This window comes from Lysinibacillus telephonicus (assembly GCF_039654155.1).
Lineage (GTDB): Bacteria > Bacillota > Bacilli > Bacillales_A > Planococcaceae > Ureibacillus > Ureibacillus telephonicus.
On the sequence record NZ_CP155468.1, the window covers coordinates 2,934,338 to 2,956,687 of the forward strand.

Below are 22,350 nucleotides of genomic sequence, written 5' to 3' on the forward strand. Positions count from 1 at the left end.
TAACAAATTTGTTACTTCTTATTTTAAAGTATTCAATAGTAAAAGGCCGTCCCATTATTTGGAGACGACCTTTTATATTTTAATTATTGAATTTCAACTGTTTTAGACCCTATTAAATTGCCATTTTCATCATATGCTAAAAATTCAACATCTTCATATAAATTGAAGTTTTGGAACTTCGATACAGATTGGGTTGCTCTATAAATGTTTTGACCACGGTCAATTAAATCAAATTGATAATTGCCGTAAACAGAGTTAAATTGAGCAATTACCTTGTCAACATTATCACAATTTGTATTAATTGTAGCTGTCATCGTTACATTTGTACGACGAATTTCTACTTCTGCATCATCAAAAATAGAGTCCGGAGAAGTACAGAAATTATCCGAATCGTAATCTTCACATAAGATTGCTTCTGCTATATTTTCATATACATCATGCAATTTCTCTATTTGTGAAATGTGGAAGAATTGACCACCTGTTTCGTCTGCAATTTGTTTTAATGATGAGAATTTCGTATCAGCTTGCTTGCCAACAGCAACTGTATAAATCTTCACATTATTATTTTTTGCTTTTTGGATTACTTGGTTAATTTGCCTTTCTGTTGTAACACCATCAGATACTAGAATAATTGATTTCGATGTAGTCGTGCTGCTTGTAAAGTTTGATAGTGCTATATCAATTCCACTTGCAATGTTTGTTCCACCTTTAATATTACTTGCTTTAAAAATATCAGCTGAAGATACTGCTTCAGCACTTCCCGATTTTTCAAGAATTCCTTTCGTATTAAAGCGGACGGCACTATTATGCTTCGCGTCAATTGTTTCAATTAACTGCTTAGTTTTTGTACTTACATGATTAGTTGGGTCATTTTTCTTCATTGAACCAGATTGGTCAACAACAAAACCTACCTCAACTTCACGACTGCAGCTATTTTCTTTAAATTGTTGATTAGCAAAAATTGTTTCTTTTACTTCTTGATTGTATAAATCTTTTAAACTTTTCTTATAAGAATTATCTTCACTATCGTACGGCAAGAGTTCCGCAGTCACTTCTGTTTCTCCATAGATAACTGAATCGAAATAAGCTACAGCTGCACCAGCATGTCCCGTATTTGTTACATAATCTTTTGTGTTTGTAGTGAATTCAAAGTCACCACTAACTCCATTGTAAGTAATACGAACTTTACCACGATAGTCTGTAATAATTTTGCCACCTGGGGCAACTAAAGAAACAATTACCTTTGTATATTTCTCCTTGTCATCAGGTCGATTCGCCAAATCTTGATTTTTCTTTAATGAATCGACTACAGCTTCTGCATCCTCTAATTTTGAAATTGCATCCTTAAAATTATTCTGTAAATTTTTTTGTTCAAAAGAACTTAAGCTATTATAAATGGCACGTATCGCTTTCACACTATCGTATAGATAAAGTGAAATATCTTCTTCATCCTCAGGAATAAATTCAATTAAAAATAATACAATCTCTGAAACTGGTGAACTAATAGATAACTTGTAATCTGTTTTAATGACATCCTCAGTATGGAAATTGTAAACAGGACGACCTTCCGAATTTAATGAATACTGTACTGTTGTGTTGTAATTTATTAATGCAATTTGTTCGAATAGCCATGGAGAAATTTCTTTATTGGCAATTCTTAATTCTGCATTTGCATAGTCAATCGACTTGTCTGAATCAGAACCTTGTTTTCCATAAAAAGTTTGATCATCTGGATCAACTTCCACAATTGTTATTTTACCAGGTTCCATATCATCAGGAAGATTAGTGGGTTTAACACCTGAATCAACATTTCCACCTGCATATTCTGGATTTTCTGGATCATAAATATCATAAGTAATGCGCAGCTCTGCTTTTGGTACATAGCGTAAAGTTGCTTCAAACTTTTTACCTTTATAGCTTGCATACTTTGCTTCATCATTATTAACTAATTCGAATGTAATAGTATCCTTAATTGTTTTTGTTAGTTTTGGCGCTGTCACGTAAACCGACAATACACCGCCATCACTATACGCATAAATAGATTGTCCACTTGAACTGTTTGATGATGAAGAAATTTTAGCCCCAGCTTTAGAGGTTACTTTAAATTGTAAAGATTCTTCCTCCGAAATTTCATTTCCATAGCTATCTTTTAAATCGATTGTAATTAATGTAGAATCTACACCATTTGCCGTAATTTCAGGATTTGTAATTTCAATATTTTGTACTTCATTGTTAACCTTAGGATTATTTGACCAATCATTATGGTTATTATCATTATTGTTTTCAAACTCAACGGTTCCATTTGACATAAAGTTTACTGGCAGGGTAATTTGACTATTATCTTTTCCCGTCGCTGTTCCTGTTAGCCCTTCAGATGCAATACCACCTTGTTTTGCAATTCGATAGAAGAACACAGCGATATCACCGCGTGTAATATTTTTATTTGGCTGATAATCATTATAAGTCTTCTTACCAGTAGTACCAGTTGTAATTTCATTTAAATATAAATACTGAACAGCTTGAGGCTCAGATAAATCAAGCCCATTTAAAGCTGCAAATATTCTAGCAAACTGCCCTCTCGATACATTCGCATAACGGTTGCTATTAAGCGGAATATTTAATTCACTATAATAATTATAAATCATATCCGATGAATAACTATATGAATAATTGTCATCCAAGTTTGCAATCATCGTTAATAATTGCTGCTCTGTCACTAGTTTATGTGTTTGAAACTTTCCTCCAGGATATGTTTCCATAATGCCATTATCTACTGCCCATTTAACAGCTGTATATTTTGAGTTGGAAGATTTTACATCTGTAATTGTCGCAGCCTCGGTCGTAAGTGGTGCCGTCCAAGCAAATGTCAGCATACAGCAAAGGAGGACAATCACAATTTTTTTACACTTATTCAAAGCTTTTCACCCCTTATTGGAAGAAGAGAATATCATCCCGATAATTTTGTTGTAAATCATTTTCTAAATATTCAAGGAATCGCATAATAATTTGGGAAGCTTGTGCCCGTGTTAATGCACCCTTCGGATTAAATTTCCCATTACTGCCTGACATAAGCCCAAGTTCAGTCGCAACATACACTGAATCACGCGCATAATCTGATATTTTAGCATCATCTGCATATGCTGTTTGATAGCCTGGATCTGGTGCTTTATTTTCTAAGCCTAAAGCACGGACTAAAATTGTCGCAGCTTGTTGTCGTGTTAATGAACCGTTAGGAATAAATTTGTTCGGCTCAGTGCCGGTAATAATTCCTTTTTCTACAGCTGACACTAAATAGTTGTAATCTTTTTCATTTCTGTTTACATCTGCAAAAATACTCGTCGTTGATTTCGTTGACTTTTTATCCTCTAATACACGCAAATCCACCGCTTTTCCAATCGCAATGGCAAAGTCGTAGCGCTGCATTGGCGTATTTGGAGAGAAGAAGTTTGATTGATCATCAAGTATGCCTAAAGAATAGAGCTTTTCAATATCATCTTTAGCCCCATGAGCTGATAAATCTCGGAACTTTGGCACAATTAATCGTTCAATTCTTGACATATACTCCGCATCTAAATCGATGTTTCCACTGTTTTTAGGCAAATCATATGTATATTCGGAAACTGTGTTTGCAGCACTGATTACAGCATATCCACCATCAAAACTAGAAAGGGATGGAGTATTTTCTTCATAATTTAATGTTCGAGATTTCGTAGTTGACGCTTTATTTTGAACATAGCCAATTTTTCCGTTATCATATTGAAATTCATAATCCGTAATTTGAGTAATTGTCGCTCCCCAGAAATTTTCATATCCATAGCTTCGGCTTTCAATATTTACAACTACTGTCTCTGGATCATCTTTCGAATTCGTCACATATGTTTTACGAGAAATGACATTTCCTGAAAAATAATCTGAAGCAGGACGTTTATCAGTAATTCTCCCTTTAGAGTACTGATAATCCTCTAATTCATAGGTTACATCACCGATTTTAATTCTTTCAGTATATTTCGTTACTTCACCATTGGCAGTACTTTGCCCAATTTGATCATAGTTTGTAACGTCTGAAACATAGGTGAAATTTCGTGTTAATTTTTCTCCATTTGGACCCTCTAAAGTAATTTTATAAGTTTCAGTCAGTTTTCCTTTACTTTCCTTTTCAGTTACTTTGACATCGTCGCTCGTTCCAGTAAAAACAATTGGTTTACCTGTAATGAATACGACTTCCTCATATGTATATTCATTTTGAATACCACCGTAAATATCAACGATTTCAGCTTTTACAGGGCTAAGTTTAAAAGTTGCTAAAAAAATGAAAGATGTTAAAAACAAGAAAGCAATTCTAAGTTTCTTCATTAATCCTTCAATCCCTCTCTTTCCTAAAAGCGAGATGGCATGTGGAGTTAGAGCCACATGCCTATCTCTTTTAAAATTTAGTTCACTAGTAATACATGCGTATTAAATGAATTATTTGTAAATAATACAACACGGTCTGATTGTTTTAATTGTGAAGGTTCGATTACTTTTCCATCTTTAATTATTAATGTTTGTTCTAGCTCAACATTATTTAAAGAGCCTGAATCTAACCATGTACCGTTAAACCATTGACTTACATTTTTCACATCAATCTCTTCCCTTGATGCATTAACATTTTCAATGACCCCTGTTAATACTTGGTTAGCCATTTTAGTAGATGATTTCAATAAGTGGATTGCTTGAATATGACCATCCTGCACATAGAAGTAACCATAGTAAGTTTCATAAGCAATTAAATCCATGTTCGGGATAATGCGAATTGTTGAGTTATTATAATTTACTTCTGCGTTTGTACTATTACTAAATGAAAGAGTCAGATCATTAGTAGATTTCCAATAGTTGTTATCAAGGTGTACAACATCTTGCAACTCTGCCAAGTAACCATCTACATATGATAGTTCAGCGAAGTACAATCCATCTTTCACTAAGTTTGGCGACGACATACTGTCATTTGTAATGTTGATGACATGTGCATAATTATCCTTCGTTACTCCATCTGTTACAACATAGGCAGTACCAGCATTTGTTAATGTCGAAGGCTCTACTAAGCGGCCATTGCGAACTAGAATTGTCCCCTCATGGAAATAAATACGGCCAGTTGTTTTTAAATTAATAAAGTTAAATGATGTGTTAACTGCCGTCATATCCTCGTAATAAGAACGTTCATAATTTTCAAGAACTATAATCTTTTTAATAACTTCGTTCCCAAACTGTTCAACGGTTGCAAAGTATACTTCACTGTCCCGATATTGACGAAGATCATTTTTAGAAATTTTTTTGTTCCCAGCGTAAATATCCGTATTATTTGTGAAAGTATATGTTGTTAAACTACTGTTATTAGATGTACCAAACATCCAGTTCTCAAAATTTTGCGCATTTTTCACCGTCAGTTTATTACCGGATAAATTGACTAATTGGATTGAACCTTTATATAAATTTTCAATTGCTACACCAGAGGCAATAATTTCAATCTCTGAAACGACAGAAGTAGATGCGCTGGAAAATCTAAGCTTTACTCGGTCTCCTTCATACAATTCACTTAACCTAGATGCTGAAGATCCTTTAATGAAATTCGTATTGCGGTTGATGTAGTAAGTTGTTTCAACTCCGCCGTCGAGCTTTACACTAATATACATCCCATTTGGATCAATTTTTGTTACAACTCCAGCTTTTTCCTTGCTATTTTGAGAAATAGCTCCTTGCTCTATTTCAGAAGTACCTCGAAGCTCCTTTACTTTTCGCAAGTTAACCGTCGCTTGTACTTTCATACCCGCTTTAAATCCATCGATGGTTGTTAGCGTATTGTTGATATATAGTTTTGCACTATTATCAATGTTAAAAGTACTTGTTCTCCCAGAGCTATTTTCTAAAGTTATTTTGCTTAATTTTCTTTCAACTGTACCGTCTTTCGCTACGGTTTCAGTATAATCAACGCCTACAAATGTCCCGTTGATAATGGTTGCCGCATCTGCTGCTTTAGGTAATGACAACGTTGAAACAACTAACAGCAGCATGCAAACTATGTATGACAGTTTCTTTGCCAAATCGCTCTCCTCCTGTAGCATTGGTATTATATAAATTTAAAGTAATTAGTGAAGTAAGATAGATGATACGATAATCATTTACTTGTTCAATTTGCCAAGATAACTACTTCGAAATATTTCCGTAGAAAAAATCAACTATGAACCTATCTATTAATCATTGGAAATATTGCTAAAACTACTACTTCACCCCCTATACTAGTTATCGGATACATCTTAGCTAAATCAAGGTTTTTTTGGCATTATTTTGACATGTAAATTATACCATAAAGTAAATCTATCATCAGTGGGAATTATAGATTAAGAAGTGGATTATTTTTATTGAAAGAGTGAGAAAATATTTACATATAAAAAAAGAGCAAGACACTTCTGCTCTTTTCATTTAAATGGAAAATTAACTTTTGTAAAATAAACATCGAGGGTTGCTAATTAAGTTTTTTTAAATTTACTTTTTAATAACTTCATCTTTTAATTAAATTCCTCCATTGTCAAATCGTAATTTACTCCCATTGCTGCACGGTTCCCTTCACTAGCAGCGATGACTAATTGTGTAGGAGCAGCCAATGTTGTATCTCCTGCAGCATATATACCTTCTACATTTGTTCTGCCTAAACTGTCGATTATAATCCCGCCATTTTCGCTAAATTCACACCCTAACTCTTGCGCAATATTATTCGGTTGTTCAAGATCTGGTGTAACAAAACCGCCTACTCTGTCAATTTCTGTACCGTCCTCAAAAATCACCTTTTTTAATTTGCCATCTTGCCCACTCAATTTGATGATCTGTTGCTGTTTTATCCGAATACCTTTCTCATTGAACAACTGCACATCAGCATCGGATATTACCTTTTTGCCATTTGTACAAACAACCAAATCCTTGCTCCATTGATAAAGGACCTTCGCCATATGTGTAGCATGATTATTTTCAGAGATTAATACCAAAGGTTGTTCTCTTAATTCCCAACCATCACAATAAGGACAATTGAAAATACTCTTTCCATAATAATTTCTAATCCCTTTTACATTGGGCAATCTTTCTTTAAGACCAATTGCAATAATGACTTTTTTGCTTAAATATACCTCTCCCTCATGAGTAACAAGTTGAAATATAGAATTACTTTCTTTTTTTACTTTTACAATTTTGAATTCTTTAATTTTCACAGATGGGTAATTACGAATATCCTGATGAGCAAAGTTTCTAAATTCTCTAGGTGTAACCCCATCTCTAGTAATGAACCCGTGCGACTCCTGTGTTACTGCATTTCTTGGTTGATTAATATCAAAGAGAATCACATTTCTTTTAGCTCTGCCTAAGACAAGTGCTGCGTTCAACCCTGCTGGTCCGCCGCCAATTATTGCGCATTCTAACATTATTTTTTCATTCCACCTTAGTTTTTTAATATGGAGAATCGCTGGACAATTTGCACATGTTTTATATTGAGTTAGCACAGTTACATCATTTGTAATTCTTTACAATCTAATTTAATTTTATAATAAAAAAAGCATGGTTTTGTTCACGTCTTTCGAAATTACATCATTAGGGCAAACAAAAAGCTCTCCTTGAGGTAAACATCTGTCTACCAAAAGGGGGGCTTATCAATATATGAAACTTACATCAGCTTCATAAAGTAGTTTTGAATTCTTGAAAATGTGTCCTGTGTTCGATTTTCTAACCAATTTTCCGTTTTATCTTTTTCCTTTTTGCTTATATTTTGAAGTGCAAATTCTGTTAGCATTAATTTCGCTTCTTCTACTGTTTTATTAATATCTTTATGATCTTGAATTGAAGAAAACAATGACTGATATTTTTCAACTTGTTGTAATTTTGCTTGTACAGGTTGTTGTTGTTTGCTATAAGCATTTGTAATCGCTAGTTCATTTGCCTGTTCGGAGGTTAAATTCGCATTTAAACCTTTTACCTTAGCTCTGACAGCATAGAACTTCTCCTGCAATGACTGATGATTTGCAACAATTGGTTGATTGTGCACTTTATACTGATCAATTAATCGATAGAAATTTTCTTTTGTTTCACCTGTTAAAAATTTTTCGGAAAATAGTTGTAATGCTGCAACAGAAGCACCTAGTTCAAGCTGTGCTTCATGTGAATCTAGTTCCTCCTTTATTTGCCCAAAAAAGCTAATGCCTCCATGACTTAAACTATCTAGACCATCCGTAATGCTTTGCAACGTATTTTCAATTGAATTTACTTCTTCTATAGTCTTCCCATCAAAGACACCTTCATCATGTAAAAACTGACTAAAAATTAGCCATTGGTCATTTGGTTTATAGGAAAACGGGTCATTTTCATCTATTTCATGGGTGTATAAATCACTTACCTGCAACTGTTTACTTGAAAAGTCTATTAGTTCATCAGAAAAAGTAAGTTTAACAGCTTGTCCATTTCGTTCAACTTCAATAGTTTGGCCTGCCATCGAGAATACATCAATTTCTTTTCTGTGTTTAGATGCAATTGCACTTTGCGCCCCTGTGTAATTCAAGTTAACCTGCATTTTCATCTTCTCCCTATTAAAATCTGATTTACTCTATGAAAACTGAATATATTTACTTTATCGACATTATTAAGTTAATATTTACTTTAACTCCCTAAAATGGTTATTAACTCCCAGTAATAAGAGTTAAAATAAAAACACCGAATCCTATAAAGTTAGGAAATCGGTGTTTTACGTGTATTTTCTTTTATTGTGTCGAGCCTAATTGTTAACTATGTAGAAAAGATTACATCCGCTTCTCTATTTCATCCCAGGCTTGCTCCATTCCCATTCCTGATTCTGATGAAAACACAATTATTGGATCGCTTTTATCCATGTTTAACGTTTCTTTTACAACTTTTTTATGCTTATCCCATTTTCCTTTAGGGATTTTATCAGCCTTTGTAGCAATAATAATTGTTGGTATATTGTAGTATTTTAAAAAGTCATACATCATGCAATCATCGTTTGTAGGGGGATGACGCAAATCAATAATTAGTACAACAGCACGTAGCTCTTTACGTGCTGTTATATATCGTTCAATCATCTTTCCCCATGCTTCTCGGTCTGTTTTTGATACTTTTGCATAACCATAGCCAGGAACATCAACAAAAAATAATTGTTCCTCAATTTTATAAAAGTTTAACGTTTGTGTTTTTCCTGGTTTAGATGAAATTCGAGCCATCGATTTTCGACCAATCATTCGATTGATAAACGATGATTTCCCTACATTTGATCTACCAGCTAAAGCAAACTCAGGAAGTCCATCGATTGGATATTGTTCTGGTTTGACTGCGCTTATAACCATTTCTACGTTATGGACTTTCATTAATCAAAACCTCCAACAAGTGCTAATTGCAGCACCTCTTCTGCAGATGATACCGGTTTAAACGTAAGCTGCTCACGAATAGTTTCTGGAATATCATCAATATCTTTTTCATTATCTTTCGGAATAATGATCGTTGTTAAACCAGCACGATGCGCACCTAATGATTTTTCTTTTAATCCACCGATAGGCAGTACTCTACCGCGCAATGTAATTTCACCAGTCATCCCAATTTCTCGTTTAATTGGCTTATTTGAGATTGCTGAAACTAATGCGGTCATCATTGTAATACCTGCTGAAGGGCCATCCTTTGGTACAGCTCCCTCAGGTACATGAATATGGATATCATGCTGCTCAAAATAATTATTATCAATTTGAAGCTTCTCTGATAACGATCTTACAAATGATAATGCTGTTTGTGCAGATTCTTTCATCACTTCACCAAGCTTACCAGTTAATAGTAACCTTCCGTTGCCCGATGTAAGGGATACTTCGATTTGAAGTGTATCTCCACCAACCGTTGTATATGCTAAACCAGTAGCAACGCCCACTTGGTTTTCCGTTTCTGCTTGGCCGTAATGGTAACGGTGTTTCCCAAGCATATCCTCTAATACCTTAGAATTAACAGTAACTCGTTTTTTCTCACCTGAAACAATGATTTTAGCAGCTTTACGACAAACAGATGCAATTTCACGTTGTAAATTACGCACTCCTGCTTCACGAGTATAGTAGCGAACTAAGTCAATAATCGCTTCATCCTTAATTAAAAGCTGAGATTTCTTTAACCCGTTTTCTTTAATTTGCTTAGGAATCAAGTGATTTTTAGTAATTAACATTTTCTCAATTTCTGTATACCCAGGAATTGAGATAACCTCCATACGGTCAAGAAGTGGACCTGGAATCGTACTTAGATCATTTGCTGTAGCAATAAACATTACTTTTGATAAATCATACGGTTCTTCAATGTAATGATCACTAAAAGTATTATTTTGCTCTGGATCTAACACTTCAAGCATCGCAGCAGAAGGATCTCCTCGGAAGTCATTTGACATTTTATCAATTTCATCGAGTAAAAACACCGGGTTAATTGTACCAGCCTTTTTCATACCTTGAATAATTCTCCCTGGCATTGCACCTACATACGTACGGCGGTGTCCACGAATTTCGGATTCATCACGAACCCCTCCAAGGGAAACGCGAACAAAATTACGGTCTAAGCTTTCTGCAACTGAACGAGCCAATGAAGTTTTCCCTACCCCAGGTGGTCCTACTAGGCAAAGAATCGGTCCACGAACGGAATTCTTAAGCTGTCGTACAGAAAGATATTCTAAAATTCGTTCCTTAACTTTTTCAAGTCCATCATGATCACGGTTTAATATTTCTTCTGCGTGATTAATATCTAATCTATCAGTAGTGCTTTTAGTCCAAGGAATTGTAATTAGCCATTCAATATAGTTTCGAATTACTCCGCTCTCAGCACTTGCAGCAGGCAATTTTTCATAGCGGTCAAGCTCTTTAATGGCAATCTTCTTTGTAGACTCAGGCATCCCTGCTTCTTCAACACGCTTACGCAAATCCGCTACTTCACCTGTTTTACCTTCACGATCGCCTAGCTCAGCTTGAATAGCCTTCATTTGTTCACGTAAATAATATTCCTTTTGAGTACGCTCCATTGCTTGCTTAACTTTAGAGTTTATTTTCTTTTCAAGATTAAGCACTTCTTGCTCATCATGAAGACGGATAATTAAATGGTCTAATCGTTTTTTTACATTGAACATACTTAAAACTTCTTGCTTATCAGCAACTTTGAATGGCAAATGAGAAGCTACTATATCTGCTAAACGACCTGGTTCTTCAATATCAACAACAGAATCGATTGTCTCAGTAGTAATTTTATTTGAAGATTTTGCGTACTTTTCAAAATAACTAATCAGTGTACGCATTAACGCTTCGATTTCAACATCCTTCTCTGTTTCATCTTCGTGAATTTCAAGATTTACCATCGTAAAGTCTTTACGTTCTTCATAATTAACGATTTTTGCACGACTAATTCCTTCAACTAAAATGCGTAACGTTCCATTCGGTAATTTAAGCATTTGTTTTACATTTACTAATGTGCCAATATCATAAAGCTCATCTTGATTTGGTTGTTCTACACGCAAATCTTTTTGAGTTGCTAAAAAGATCTGATTTTCATTCATCATTGCATGTTCTAATGCTGCTACTGACCGTGCTCTACCGACATCAATATGTAAAACCATTGAAGGGTATACTAATAAACCACGTAAAGGCAGTAATGGAATATTCTCTTTTGTTTTACTCATGCGGGTATTCACCTCCATCCACATTTTCCGTATCAACCCGCTTTGTTAGTATGTGATAAAAATGCAACATTTCACTTACATAATCATAGTAATTTTTTCAAATAAGTAAAATAGTTCGATTATTATCCCCACTACTTATTATGTAAATAAAAGCTTGAATTAGACAATTCATATGTATGCATTTAAATATTTTTTTATTGGAATAAAGAGCTGACTTACGACTAAGCGTGAAAACGCAAATTCGAAGTCAGCTCTCTACTTGTCATTGAACGCTGAACTAAAGCTAATTATGCTGAAGTTTTTTTGTCATTTTTATTTAGTTCTGTACCATCAGCAAGAATTAATTTTGGTGTAGCTTTATCAGTAATTGTTTCCTTCGTAATAACACATTTTACAATGTCTTCACGTGAAGGAAGCTCATACATCATATCCAGCATTGTTGATTCAATAATAGAACGTAATCCGCGTGCACCTGTTTTTCGTTCAATTGCTTCTTTTGCAATTGCCTTTAATGCATCCTCTTCAAAATCTAATTCAACCTTGTCAAGCTCAAGCATTTTTTGGTATTGCTTAACTAAAGCATTTTTCGGTTCAGTTAAAATTCTTACAAGCGCCTCTTCATCTAATTGTTCTAAAGATGCTAAAACTGGAAGACGACCAATGAACTCTGGAATCAAACCGAATTTTAGTAAATCTTCTGGAATTAGTTGAGAAAGCAGTGATACGTTTTCTTCTTCTTTGACTGAATCTGATCCGAATCCAATTACTTTACGGCCTTGGCGACGCTTAATGATTTGTTCAATACCATCAAACGCTCCACCTACGATAAATAGAATATTTGTAGTATCTATTTGTAAAAATTCTTGATGTGGGTGCTTTCGTCCACCTTGTGGGGGAACGCTTGCTACAGTCCCTTCAAGAATTTTAAGTAATGCCTGTTGTACACCTTCACCAGATACATCACGTGTAATCGAAGGATTTTCTGATTTGCGAGCAACCTTATCGATTTCATCGATATAAATAATTCCTTTTTCTGCACGTTCAATATCATAGTCTGCTGCTTGGATCAATTTTAATAGGATATTTTCTACATCTTCACCAACATAACCAGCTTCTGTAAGAGATGTCGCATCTGCAATAGCAAACGGTACATTTAAAATACGGGCTAATGTTTGTGCAAGGAGTGTTTTCCCACTACCAGTTGGTCCAATTAAAACGATATTTGATTTGGATAATTCAACATCATCTATTTTACTGTTTGAATTAATACGTTTATAGTGATTGTACACAGCAACAGCTAAGGCTTTCTTGGCGCGCTCTTGTCCAATAACATATTCGTCTAAAATTGATAGTATCTCTTTCGGTTTTGGGATGTCTTGAAATTCAACTTCCTCTTCTATCCCTAATTCCTCAACAACAATTTCAGAACATAGTTCGATACATTCATCACAAATATATACGCCAGGTCCAGCTACCAATTTTCGTACTTGTTCTTGTGGCTTCCCACAGAATGAGCACTTTAAATTGCCTTTTTCATCATTAAATTTGAACAATTTGCTTCACCCCTATTCAAGCAACAATCTTACAAGATTCTGCAATCTTTATCAAATAAGTTGTTTCGTTTAAGCTCACAATATGATTTATTATAAGCATTTTATTGATATGTATTAGTATGTTAAAACAAGGCACGGTAAAACGCCGTACCTTGTTTTACATTTAATTATTTATCTAACATTTAACAATTTACCTAGTTATTTTCATTTTACTAGAAAGTTGAAAATTATTCAGTAATTTTTGCGTTGTCAACTAAAAATTCTACTGTTTTTTGAGTGCGGATATCGTTTTCAAGAATTTCAGTTGATCCACCTAATGCAGTAATGATTTGTTCATTTGTCATACCAAACTGAGCAGCCATTTTTTCTAATTCTGCGTTAATATCTTCTTCAGTTACAGAAATGTTTTCAGCTTTACCGATCGCTTCAAGAGTTAATGAAACACGTACACGGTTTTCAGCTTCTGGACGCATTTGTTCATGTAAAGCATGCTCGTCTTGACCAGAGAATTGGTAGTAAAGATCTAAAGACATACCTTGCATTTGTAAACGTTGACCAAATTCATCAATCATACGGTGAATTTCATTATGAATCATAGATTCTGGAATGTCCATTTCAGCATTTTCAGCTGCTTTTTCTACTAATTCATCGCGAAGTGCACTTTCTGCTTCTGATTTCTTTTGTTCAGCAGTTTGCTCTTTAATTTTTGCACGTAAAGCTTCTACAGAATCAACTTCTGGGTCGATTTCTTTAACGAATTCATCATTTAATTCTGGAAGAACTTTTGTTTTTACTTCTTTAACAGTTACTTTGAAAGTAGCTTCTTTTCCAGCTAATTCTGCTGCATGGTATTCTTCAGGGAATGTTACAACTACATCTTTAGATTCGCCAGCTTTTAAGCCTACTAATTGCTCTTCAAATCCTGGAATAAATGAACCAGAGCCGATTTCTAGTGGATAGTCTTCACCTTTTCCACCTTCGAATGCTTCGTCACCTACGAAACCTTCGAAATCGATTGTAGCAGTGTCGCCTTCTACGATTGCTTCGTCTTCTTTAACTTCTAACTCAGCTTTGCGGTTTAATTGCTCTTGAATTTGAGCTTCTACTTCTTCGTCAGTTACTTCAGTTTCTAATTTTTTCACTTCTAAGCCTTTGTATTCGCCTAATTTCGGTTCAGGTTTTACAGTAACTTTTGCAGTGAATGTGAAGCTTTCACCTTTAGTGAAAGACTCAGTACCGTCGATTTCAGGGTAATCAACTGGAACGATACCAGTTTCATCGATAGCATTTGAATATGCATCAGGAACAAGAATTTCTAAAGCATCTTGATAAAGTGCTTCTACACCAAAACGTTTTTCAAAAATTTGACGTGGCATTTTACCTTTACGGAAACCAGGTACATTAATTTCTTTTACAACTTTTGCAAAAGCTTTATCTAATGCTTTATTTACTTCTTCAGCTGGCACTTCAATTGTTAGAGTACCGATATTTCCTTCTTGTTTTTCCCATTTTGCTGACATTATATTACCTCCAAAAATAGTTTACAATTGTTAGACAAACCACTCGTTTATACGATTTTGACAACCATTTTAGTATATCATAGTTAGCATGAGTTTCAACTTTTTTCATACTTATTGTAGTTCCGTTAGCTTTTCAAGATTTTGCAAAAACTCCACAATTTCATAATCCATTTCATGTACACTGCCAAACATTGTACGAACAAAATCTATATAACTAAGAGCAACATCCTCTGCATCATAATGCAACCATTCAAATGGATATGTGACGATTGCATGCTTCGCAACTAAATATTCAACAAGTTCTAAGGTTGAAGGATCTTTATCTAATTTATCCATTACAATCTTCGATATATGATTGAACTGAGGCATTTTTGTTGGTAGAGATAAAGTGGATGGATTGATATTCATTTCCTCTCCAAATTTGCTAATCGTAATCTTTATATCGACTTCCTGCTCCACAAGTAAAATAAGTATAATGCTTTTTATAAATGGATGTGTCGTCTCATTCTCAATAATCATTTTTAATTGGGGAACAATCGGTCGAATATTTCTTGATGTTAGCTCATGTACCTCATTAAGCTGTTTATTTGGAGAAAGAGTCATGAAATAATCAAGTGAAAACGTTTCAAGATTAACTTCAATCGTATGATTTTCTAATTCCTCTTGCTTTTCCATGTTTCCAGCAATGTTTGCGTTTATATCTTTAAGTCTTTCAAACTTTTCGATTTGATCTTGCGGAATAGCCCCTTCTTCTAATAAGGAACTTATAATACTTTCTACTTGTTTATACTGCTTTAATTGCATACAAATAGTTAAATATAATTCCATAACTTCAAGATACATCGAAGGCCCTATACTTAAAAGTTGTTCACAAACGTCTTTTGCTTTTTCAAATGATTTTGCTTCATACAAAGAATACGCATAAACACTAAGTGTTAACTCATCGCCTTCACTGTATTTCAAGGCTTCCTCAAATTTTTGATTCGCTAAATCATATTGATAATTCTCCACATATTCATGTGCCTGCTCAACTAATTTTTCAACTACCCCAGGAAATAGTACGACATTATTAAATGTTGTTAATTTTTTCTGTTTTCTTTTCAAACGTCTCACTCCCGGATGTCACAATGAATAATACCTCTTCATTTGATGTTATTTTACCTTTTATTGAATTTCTGAACAACACAATTCAAAAAATATAATTGTTGCTCAAAGTATTTACCCTCCTTTCTTATTTTTAATCGAATGAGAATAAGCGAAAAAACACAGCAAAGAGACTTAGTTGCTTAGGGTTGAAATCATCATATGAAATACCTATCGATCGGGATGATAGATCCTTTTTTAATAGATATTGTTAAATTCTTGTTACAATTATTTGCTAATGAATAATATTTTTATTCTTGTCCATTCTAGTCCTAGTAATAAAATAACATTATTAAGGAGTGCAACAAATGGGAGTAATGAGCAGAAACCCAAAAGATGAACCGTTACACTATGGCGAAATTTTTACAATTTGGACTAATATTTTATCAAATAACGGAATGATTGCAGCATATCAAACGCTGTACAATCATACGGGAGATCGTGAATTAGCAAAGCTTGTTGAGGAATCTATTGTTGGAATGGAAGAAGAAAATAAACAATTAAAAGAAATATTAAAATTAAATGGTGTTGGACTACCGCCAGCACCTCCTGAACGTCCAAATGCACGACTTGAAGATATACCAGTCGGCGCTAGATATAATGACCCAGAAATCAGTGCTATGATAGCAGGGAACCTTGCTAAAGGATTAGTTGCTTGCAGTACAGCTATGGGGTTATGTACTCGTGAAGATATTGCTTATATGTATGGACAATTCCATATGGCAAAAGCACAGCTTGGAGCAAAATTTTTACGTCTAAACAAAAGTAAAGGTTGGTTAGTGCCACCACCACTACATGTTGGTCCACACGACGAAAGATAATAAAATCTCTTGCAATTTTCGAATTTCATAAATAGTTGGAGCTAATAAAAAGATGGATAGAGAAACAGATGAAATGTCTGTTTTTCTATCCTTTGTTATTATTGTTATACAGATAACAATTCTACATATGAATTTTTCTATTATATTAAACATCACTAAATTGTCGATGGAAGTTTAAGGAGGTTTCTTATGTTTCAAAACAAGGTAGTTATTGTTACAGGTGCTGCTCAAGGAATTGGAAAAGCGGTTGCAGTAGGATATGCAAAAGAAGGCGCAAAAGTTGTATTAGCTGATTTAAATGATGAGTTAGGACGGGCAGTATGTTCAGAAATTGTTAGTGAAGGTTATTCTTCCATTTTTGTGCAGACTGATGTGCGAAAAGAAAATGATGTCGTGTCATTAATGAAAAGTGCCATTCACCAATATGGAAAAATTGATATTTTAATTAATAACGCTGGAATTTTCCGCCCAATTTCCCCTTACGATATAACGATGGATTTATGGGACGATGTGATACACACAAATTTACGAAGCGTTTTTATGTGCTCAAGAGAAGCTGCAAAGTTTATGAGATTAAACGAAAAGGGCGGGGCAATTGTTTCGATGGCATCAACCCGAGCGTTTATGTCAGAACCACATACAGAGTCCTATGCGGCAACAAAGGGTGGAATTGTTGCTCTAACACATGCTTTAGCCTCATCACTCGGTCCAGACAATATCCGCGTAAATTGTATTTCACCTGGTTGGATAGAAACAAAGGACTATGATGCTTTACGTCCGATTGATCATGAACAGCATTTTTCAAGACGCGTTGGCAAACCGAGCGACATCGTACGTGCATGCTTCTACTTAACAGATGATCGTAATGACTTTGTTACCGGAATTAATTTAACGGTTGATGGCGGGATGACGAAGAAAATGATATATGAAGAGTAAGATCAATAGTGATTAAATTTTTAATTAATTTAGAATAAACTAAAAGCCCTTCAAACCTTACAATTCGTTTGAAGGGCTTTCTATTTCTTTTAATTTTTAGAGCAAATAAGTTAGAAGCAATGATTATTTCGAATCATCAAGAACTTCTTCAGCATCTTCAATTGCTTTTTCTAAATCCTCTAAATCATCTTCTAATTTTTCACTTTTTAGATCATCAACATCATCATATAAATCTTCAGCTTCGTCGATTAATTTTTGTAATCTTTTTTGGAAGTATGCAATATCTTCTTTATCTTTGTCATCAACCGCTTCTTCCAATAGACGAGAAGATTCTTCTAAATCATCAATCATTTCTTCGATGTCCTCTTTATAATCTCCTTCTAGATTACCTAATTCTTCACTTAATTCCTCTAAAATATCTTTCGCTTTATCTAGTGAACGTTCAAAATCATCTGCTTCATCTTCAATTACCTTGATTGGATTTGCTTCATATTTTGAAAATACTTCTTTTGCTTCTTTTATTAATTCGTCTAATTCATCATAGACATCTTCCATATCATCTTTATCTTCTTTATCAATAGCAGCATCAGCTTCTTTTACTAACTTATCTAAGTCCTCTTTATAGTCAATTAAATCGTCTTTAAGGTCTTCAATATCCACTATTACATTTTTAGCATCTTCAACTTTCTCTTTTGCTTGTTTCACTAACTTTTCAAGTTTAGATTTCGAATCTAGTACTTTATTGTCTTTCACGTTAGGGATTTTATTAAGTTCTGATTGAGCTTTTGAAATTGAATCTTCCAAGTCATCCTGTGCATCTTCTACTTTATCTTCACCTCTAGAATAGTCATCCTCATCAGACTTTCTATCACCTAGAATTTCCTTGTAGTCTTCGATTACTTTATCTAAGGCATCCATATCTTCATCTATCGCATCCATTGCGTCGTCTAACTTATCAATTAATGCTTCTATTTCGTCATCATCAAGCTCGACATAATCAACAACATCTTCTTTGTCTTTATCATCTGTTTTATCAGGAGTTGTATTTGGATTTTCGGCAGGAGTTTCTGGATTTACTTCACCACCCCACCCTTTCCATGTATCCCAAATGTCAGCAGTGTTATCGCTACGTTTAAGATTAATAATACGTTCGATAAATGCAGCTAAATGTGCACGTCCAACTGGATCTTTCGGATTAAATTGACCATCATTTGTTGTAATATTTAAGCCGCCAAGTGTACCGATGTATGTGTAGCTCCAGTCATCAGCAGGCACATCTTCAAATGATTTTAATTGAGCTGCATTTAAATTAAAGGCAACAACTAAAATTTTCGCCATTTGAGCGCGTGTTAAGTTTTCATTTGGATTAAATTTTTCACCTTTGGTAAATACGCCAAGCTCTGTCAATTTGGCAATAGCTCTATAGTGTATATAATTTTCAGATACATCTGTAAAGCCAGGATTCGTTACACTTGTTAAATCTAATTGAAGTGCTCTTGCAATTATAGCAGCTGCTTGAGCGCGGTTAATATTTTCTTTTGGTTTAAAAGAATTATCTTCATATCCATTAATAATGTTAAATTGAACAAGTTTTTGTACGGATGGATAGAACCAATCACTTTCTTTTACATCAGTAAATGCAATATCCTCTGCTTGTGTAAAAGTAGCTCCAGAAGCAAGTAATACGGCAGCAATTGAAGTGGTTATACTTTTTTTAAATCTCACGTTAAAACCCCTTTATATTTTTTGTATTATTTTCCTCTGTTTCCATCATATCAAAAATTTTATTACTAGGCTTGTATTTTCCCATATTAATTCAAGAAAACTAGAATTATAGACTTTTTTTCTATAAATCAGTAGTTGAAATATGAAATAATACCCAAATTAATTCCATTTACAAATAAAAAAGGGGCTAGAACATAAGTGGATTTTTTGTAAGAATTCGCTTTTATCATTAATAAGAATCTGATATATTTTGAAAATTGATTGAAGTGAAGGGGCGAGTGTAGCTGCCGGCTGCGCTTTTCCTACAGAGCAATGTTTTTCTGTACCGAAAGCGAAGCGTCAGGTACAAAGCTTCCTGCGGGAACAGCCCGTGACTCGAGACCCCGCAGGAGCGTAGTAACGAGGAGGCACTGGGCCAGCCCTGGATGCGCGTCCCCGGAACGGAAATCAATTTTCCACCTAGCAAAAAAAACGTCATTTTTCTCATCAAGAAAAATGGCGTCTTTTAGTTTTGTCCCAGCCTCAAGTTAAATATTCTAAATAAATCTCCTTAAATATAAAGATAGACAGCAAGAAACATAAAGAAGCTTCCTCCCATTACGAATACATGCCAAATTGCATGATTGTATGGGATTTTTTTATTTTTATAAAAATACGTACCAATAGTATAAATAAGCCCACCGGCTAATAATGTTAAAAATCCATTTATAGTAATGTACTCAACAATTGGCTTGTAAACAAATATAGCAAGCCATCCCATCCCGATATAAACAAGCAAAGAAAGAACTTTATATTGATGAACAAAAAATTGTTTTAACACGATTCCGATTAAAGCAAGACCCCATTCAATAAAAAATAACATCCAACCAGTTCGTCCTCCAATTGCTACTAAAGCGATTGGTGTATAAGTACCGGCAATTAAAAGAAAAATTGAACTATGATCCAGCTTTTTAAAAAAGCTTTTATGTGTTGGCCAAGAATGATACAAGGTTGATGCAGCATATAAACAAAACATCGAAATACCAAATATTATGTAGCTAATCAGCTCCATTTTCGAGCTGGAGACTTGAGCTTTTAGAATTAATAATATAGTAGCAGGAATTGTCAATATAGCTCCAATTCCATGTGTCAGTGCATTCCAAAACTCCTCTTTTTTACTATACCCATTTTCTACAGCAACCATTTGCGCCATTTCATTCACCTCTTGTACTCATTATGTCACGAAGGTGAAATTTGTATAGAGCAATATGTAATAAAATTGGAATGATATTTATCATACCTGCACCCAATTTCATAAAAATAAAATAACCCTTATACACTTTTAAACATAAAAATGCTGTTTCAGTAGGAATTCCCCAGAATTTTTTACAGTCAAGTTGACGAAAATAGCAAACTGTATTACAGTTTAATAAAGAATCGATTCTTGTTATATAACAATGAGTACTTTTTATTTCAAAATAAAAAACCGAATAATGTCATGTGGGAAATGACAATTATTCGGCAATTTTTTCTTGTTTAATGTTATTAATTTAAATAGTTGAGAGATCTCCAACTTTATCCTTTTTATCTTTTTCAATTTGTTTCTTTCTTTTATTTACATCAGCACGAAGCAATAATGCAATCAGTAAAGAAATAGCGATTAATACTGTAAAAATATAGAACACAGGGATATAACTATTTGTCATATTTTTAACTGTATTCACTATGATTGGACCAAAGATTCCACCTAGAGACCAAGTTGTTAATAAGTAGCCATGGATTACGCCAAGCTGTTTCGTACCAAATAAATCACTTGCATATGCAGGCAGGTTTGAGAATCCACCACCATAGCAACTAACTACTAAGAAAATAAACACTTGGAATAATAAAATATTTGTTGTATGTGGTAATACCGCAAATGTAATAACTTGAATAACGAAAAAGATTACGAAAACATTTTGACGACCGATGTAGTCTGAAGCAGCAGCCCAAAGTAAACGTCCACCACCATTAAATAGTCCCATAACACCAACCATTGCAGCAGCTGCTGTAACGGATAATCCAACTACTTCTTGTGCCATTGGCGATGCAACAGAAATCATCATTAAACCAGCTGTAACATTCACTAAATGCATTAACCATAACATCCAGAATTGTTTTGTTTTCACTGCCTCTTTAGCCATCATTTGAGCTAAGTCTTGTTTTACTACTTTAGTACCAGCCTCAACTTGATTTTTCATTCCTTCAGGCATATATCCTGTAGCCGGCGGAGCGATATAAGAAGCACCTAAAATCATTAAAATAAAATAGCTTGCTCCTAAAATAAAATATGTAGTTGAAATACCAACATTCTCCATTAAGCTAGTAGCAATTGGAGCTGTAAGTAATGATCCTGAACCGAATCCCAATACTGCCATACCAGTTGCTAAACCGCGTCGATCAGGGAACCACTTTACTAAAGTTGAAACAGGTGCGATATATCCTATTCCCATCCCTAATCCACTTAATAATCCATAAGTTAACCAATAAAGAACAACTGAATCCATTAATATTGCTACACCAGCACCAGCTTGTCCTGCTCCAAATAGAACTGCAGCAACCATTGCCGATTTTCTTGGACCCATTTTTTCTACTAAACTACCAAACAGCGCTGCTGCAAAACCTGCAAGCCCCATCATAATCGTAAATGCAACTGTTACATTTGTTTCACTCCAACCCATTTCTGTTACGATTGGAAGTTTATAAACGCTATAGGCATAAGCTCCACCGATAGAAAGGTGGATTGCGATTGCAGAAAGTGCAATTAACCATCGATTTTTTTTCATATCTTCTCTTTTACCCTCTTTCTTTCTAAATGTGAAGAAGTTGTGACAACTACTTTACCAAGATAACATTTACAAAATATGAAAATCAATAGTTTTATTAAAAAAATTATTTAAAAAAAGTAGATTTTTTTCGCA

General features: G+C 34.3%; 16 protein-coding genes. 3 read left to right on the forward strand and 13 right to left on the reverse strand.

Going from position 1 to position 22,350, the window contains the following annotated elements; all coding sequences use genetic code 11:
* Positions 1 to 83: 83 nt before the first annotated feature.
* The 10 genes from MKY04_RS14190 to MKY04_RS14235 all read right to left on the reverse strand — a co-directional run bounded on the left by MKY04_RS14190 (position 84) and on the right by MKY04_RS14235 (position 15,899).
* Positions 84 to 2,915 carry a VWA domain-containing protein gene (locus MKY04_RS14190; protein ID WP_346234611.1) on the reverse strand — a complete coding sequence of 944 codons (2,832 nt, stop codon included), beginning with the start codon at positions 2,913 to 2,915 and terminating at the stop codon, positions 84 to 86.
* Positions 2,916 to 2,928: 13 nt separating this feature from the next.
* Positions 2,929 to 4,410, reverse strand: coding sequence for an S-layer homology domain-containing protein (locus MKY04_RS14195; RefSeq protein WP_246020134.1), 1,482 nt, complete (start codon positions 4,408 to 4,410; stop codon positions 2,929 to 2,931).
* A 20-nt stretch (positions 4,411 to 4,430) separates the two neighbouring features.
* Positions 4,431 to 6,077, reverse strand: coding sequence for a hypothetical protein (locus MKY04_RS14200; protein WP_246020133.1), 1,647 nt, complete (start codon positions 6,075 to 6,077; stop codon positions 4,431 to 4,433).
* Between the two features lie 465 nt (positions 6,078 to 6,542).
* On the reverse strand, positions 6,543 to 7,448 hold the full coding sequence (locus MKY04_RS14205; protein ID WP_126292733.1) for an NAD(P)/FAD-dependent oxidoreductase: 906 nt from the start codon (positions 7,446 to 7,448) through the stop codon (positions 6,543 to 6,545).
* Positions 7,449 to 7,684: 236 nt separating this feature from the next.
* Positions 7,685 to 8,584 (reverse strand): hypothetical protein, encoded by a 900-nt coding sequence (locus tag MKY04_RS14210; RefSeq protein WP_126292668.1) that lies wholly within the window; start codon positions 8,582 to 8,584, stop codon positions 7,685 to 7,687.
* Positions 8,585 to 8,810: 226 nt separating this feature from the next.
* Positions 8,811 to 9,392 (reverse strand): ribosome biogenesis GTP-binding protein YihA/YsxC, encoded by a 582-nt coding sequence (gene yihA, locus MKY04_RS14215; protein ID WP_126292667.1) that lies wholly within the window; start codon positions 9,390 to 9,392, stop codon positions 8,811 to 8,813.
* Positions 9,392 to 11,713: an endopeptidase La gene (gene lon, locus MKY04_RS14220; RefSeq protein WP_126292666.1), complete on the reverse strand. Its 2,322-nt coding sequence runs from the start codon at positions 11,711 to 11,713 to the stop codon at positions 9,392 to 9,394. The genes yihA and lon overlap by 1 nt, the downstream gene beginning before the upstream one ends.
* A 287-nt stretch (positions 11,714 to 12,000) precedes the next feature.
* A complete protein-coding gene (gene clpX / locus MKY04_RS14225) occupies positions 12,001 to 13,266 on the reverse strand; it encodes an ATP-dependent protease ATP-binding subunit ClpX (RefSeq protein WP_126292665.1) in 1,266 nt (421 codons plus the stop codon).
* A 227-nt stretch (positions 13,267 to 13,493) separates the two neighbouring features.
* A complete protein-coding gene (gene tig, locus MKY04_RS14230; RefSeq protein ID WP_126292664.1) occupies positions 13,494 to 14,786 on the reverse strand; it encodes a trigger factor in 1,293 nt (430 codons plus the stop codon).
* A 111-nt stretch (positions 14,787 to 14,897) separates the two neighbouring features.
* Entirely contained in the window at positions 14,898 to 15,899 is a 1,002-nt protein-coding gene (locus MKY04_RS14235; protein WP_246020132.1) for a tetratricopeptide repeat protein, read from the reverse strand.
* 338 nt (positions 15,900 to 16,237) lie between these two features.
* Here MKY04_RS14235 and MKY04_RS14240 point away from each other — a divergent pair, with 338 nt between their 5' ends.
* The 3 genes from MKY04_RS14240 to MKY04_RS14250 are packed head-to-tail and all read left to right on the forward strand — an operon-like array spanning position 16,238 to position 17,686.
* The gene (locus tag MKY04_RS14240; protein WP_126292662.1) at positions 16,238 to 16,750 is read left to right on the forward strand and encodes a DUF3231 family protein; all 513 of its coding nucleotides are present in this window, start codon (positions 16,238 to 16,240) and stop codon (positions 16,748 to 16,750) included.
* Between the two features lie 52 nt (positions 16,751 to 16,802).
* Positions 16,803 to 16,928 (forward strand): hypothetical protein, encoded by a 126-nt coding sequence (locus MKY04_RS14245; protein ID WP_281274578.1) that lies wholly within the window; start codon positions 16,803 to 16,805, stop codon positions 16,926 to 16,928.
* 11 nt (positions 16,929 to 16,939) lie between these two features.
* Positions 16,940 to 17,686: a glucose 1-dehydrogenase gene (locus MKY04_RS14250; protein ID WP_126292661.1), complete on the forward strand. Its 747-nt coding sequence runs from the start codon at positions 16,940 to 16,942 to the stop codon at positions 17,684 to 17,686.
* A 123-nt stretch (positions 17,687 to 17,809) separates the two neighbouring features.
* Here the strand turns inward: MKY04_RS14250 and MKY04_RS14255 are convergent, their stop codons facing one another.
* The 3 genes from MKY04_RS14255 to MKY04_RS14265 form a co-directional block, all read right to left on the reverse strand.
* Positions 17,810 to 19,411: an S-layer homology domain-containing protein gene (locus MKY04_RS14255; RefSeq protein ID WP_346234612.1), complete on the reverse strand. Its 1,602-nt coding sequence runs from the start codon at positions 19,409 to 19,411 to the stop codon at positions 17,810 to 17,812.
* 550 nt (positions 19,412 to 19,961) lie between these two features.
* Positions 19,962 to 20,603, reverse strand: a complete 642-nt coding sequence (gene trhA / locus MKY04_RS14260) for a PAQR family membrane homeostasis protein TrhA (RefSeq protein WP_126292659.1) — start codon at positions 20,601 to 20,603, stop codon at positions 19,962 to 19,964.
* A 337-nt stretch (positions 20,604 to 20,940) separates the two neighbouring features.
* Entirely contained in the window at positions 20,941 to 22,215 is a 1,275-nt protein-coding gene (locus tag MKY04_RS14265) for an L-lactate MFS transporter (RefSeq protein ID WP_346234613.1), read from the reverse strand.
* Positions 22,216 to 22,350: the final 135 nt, after the last annotated feature.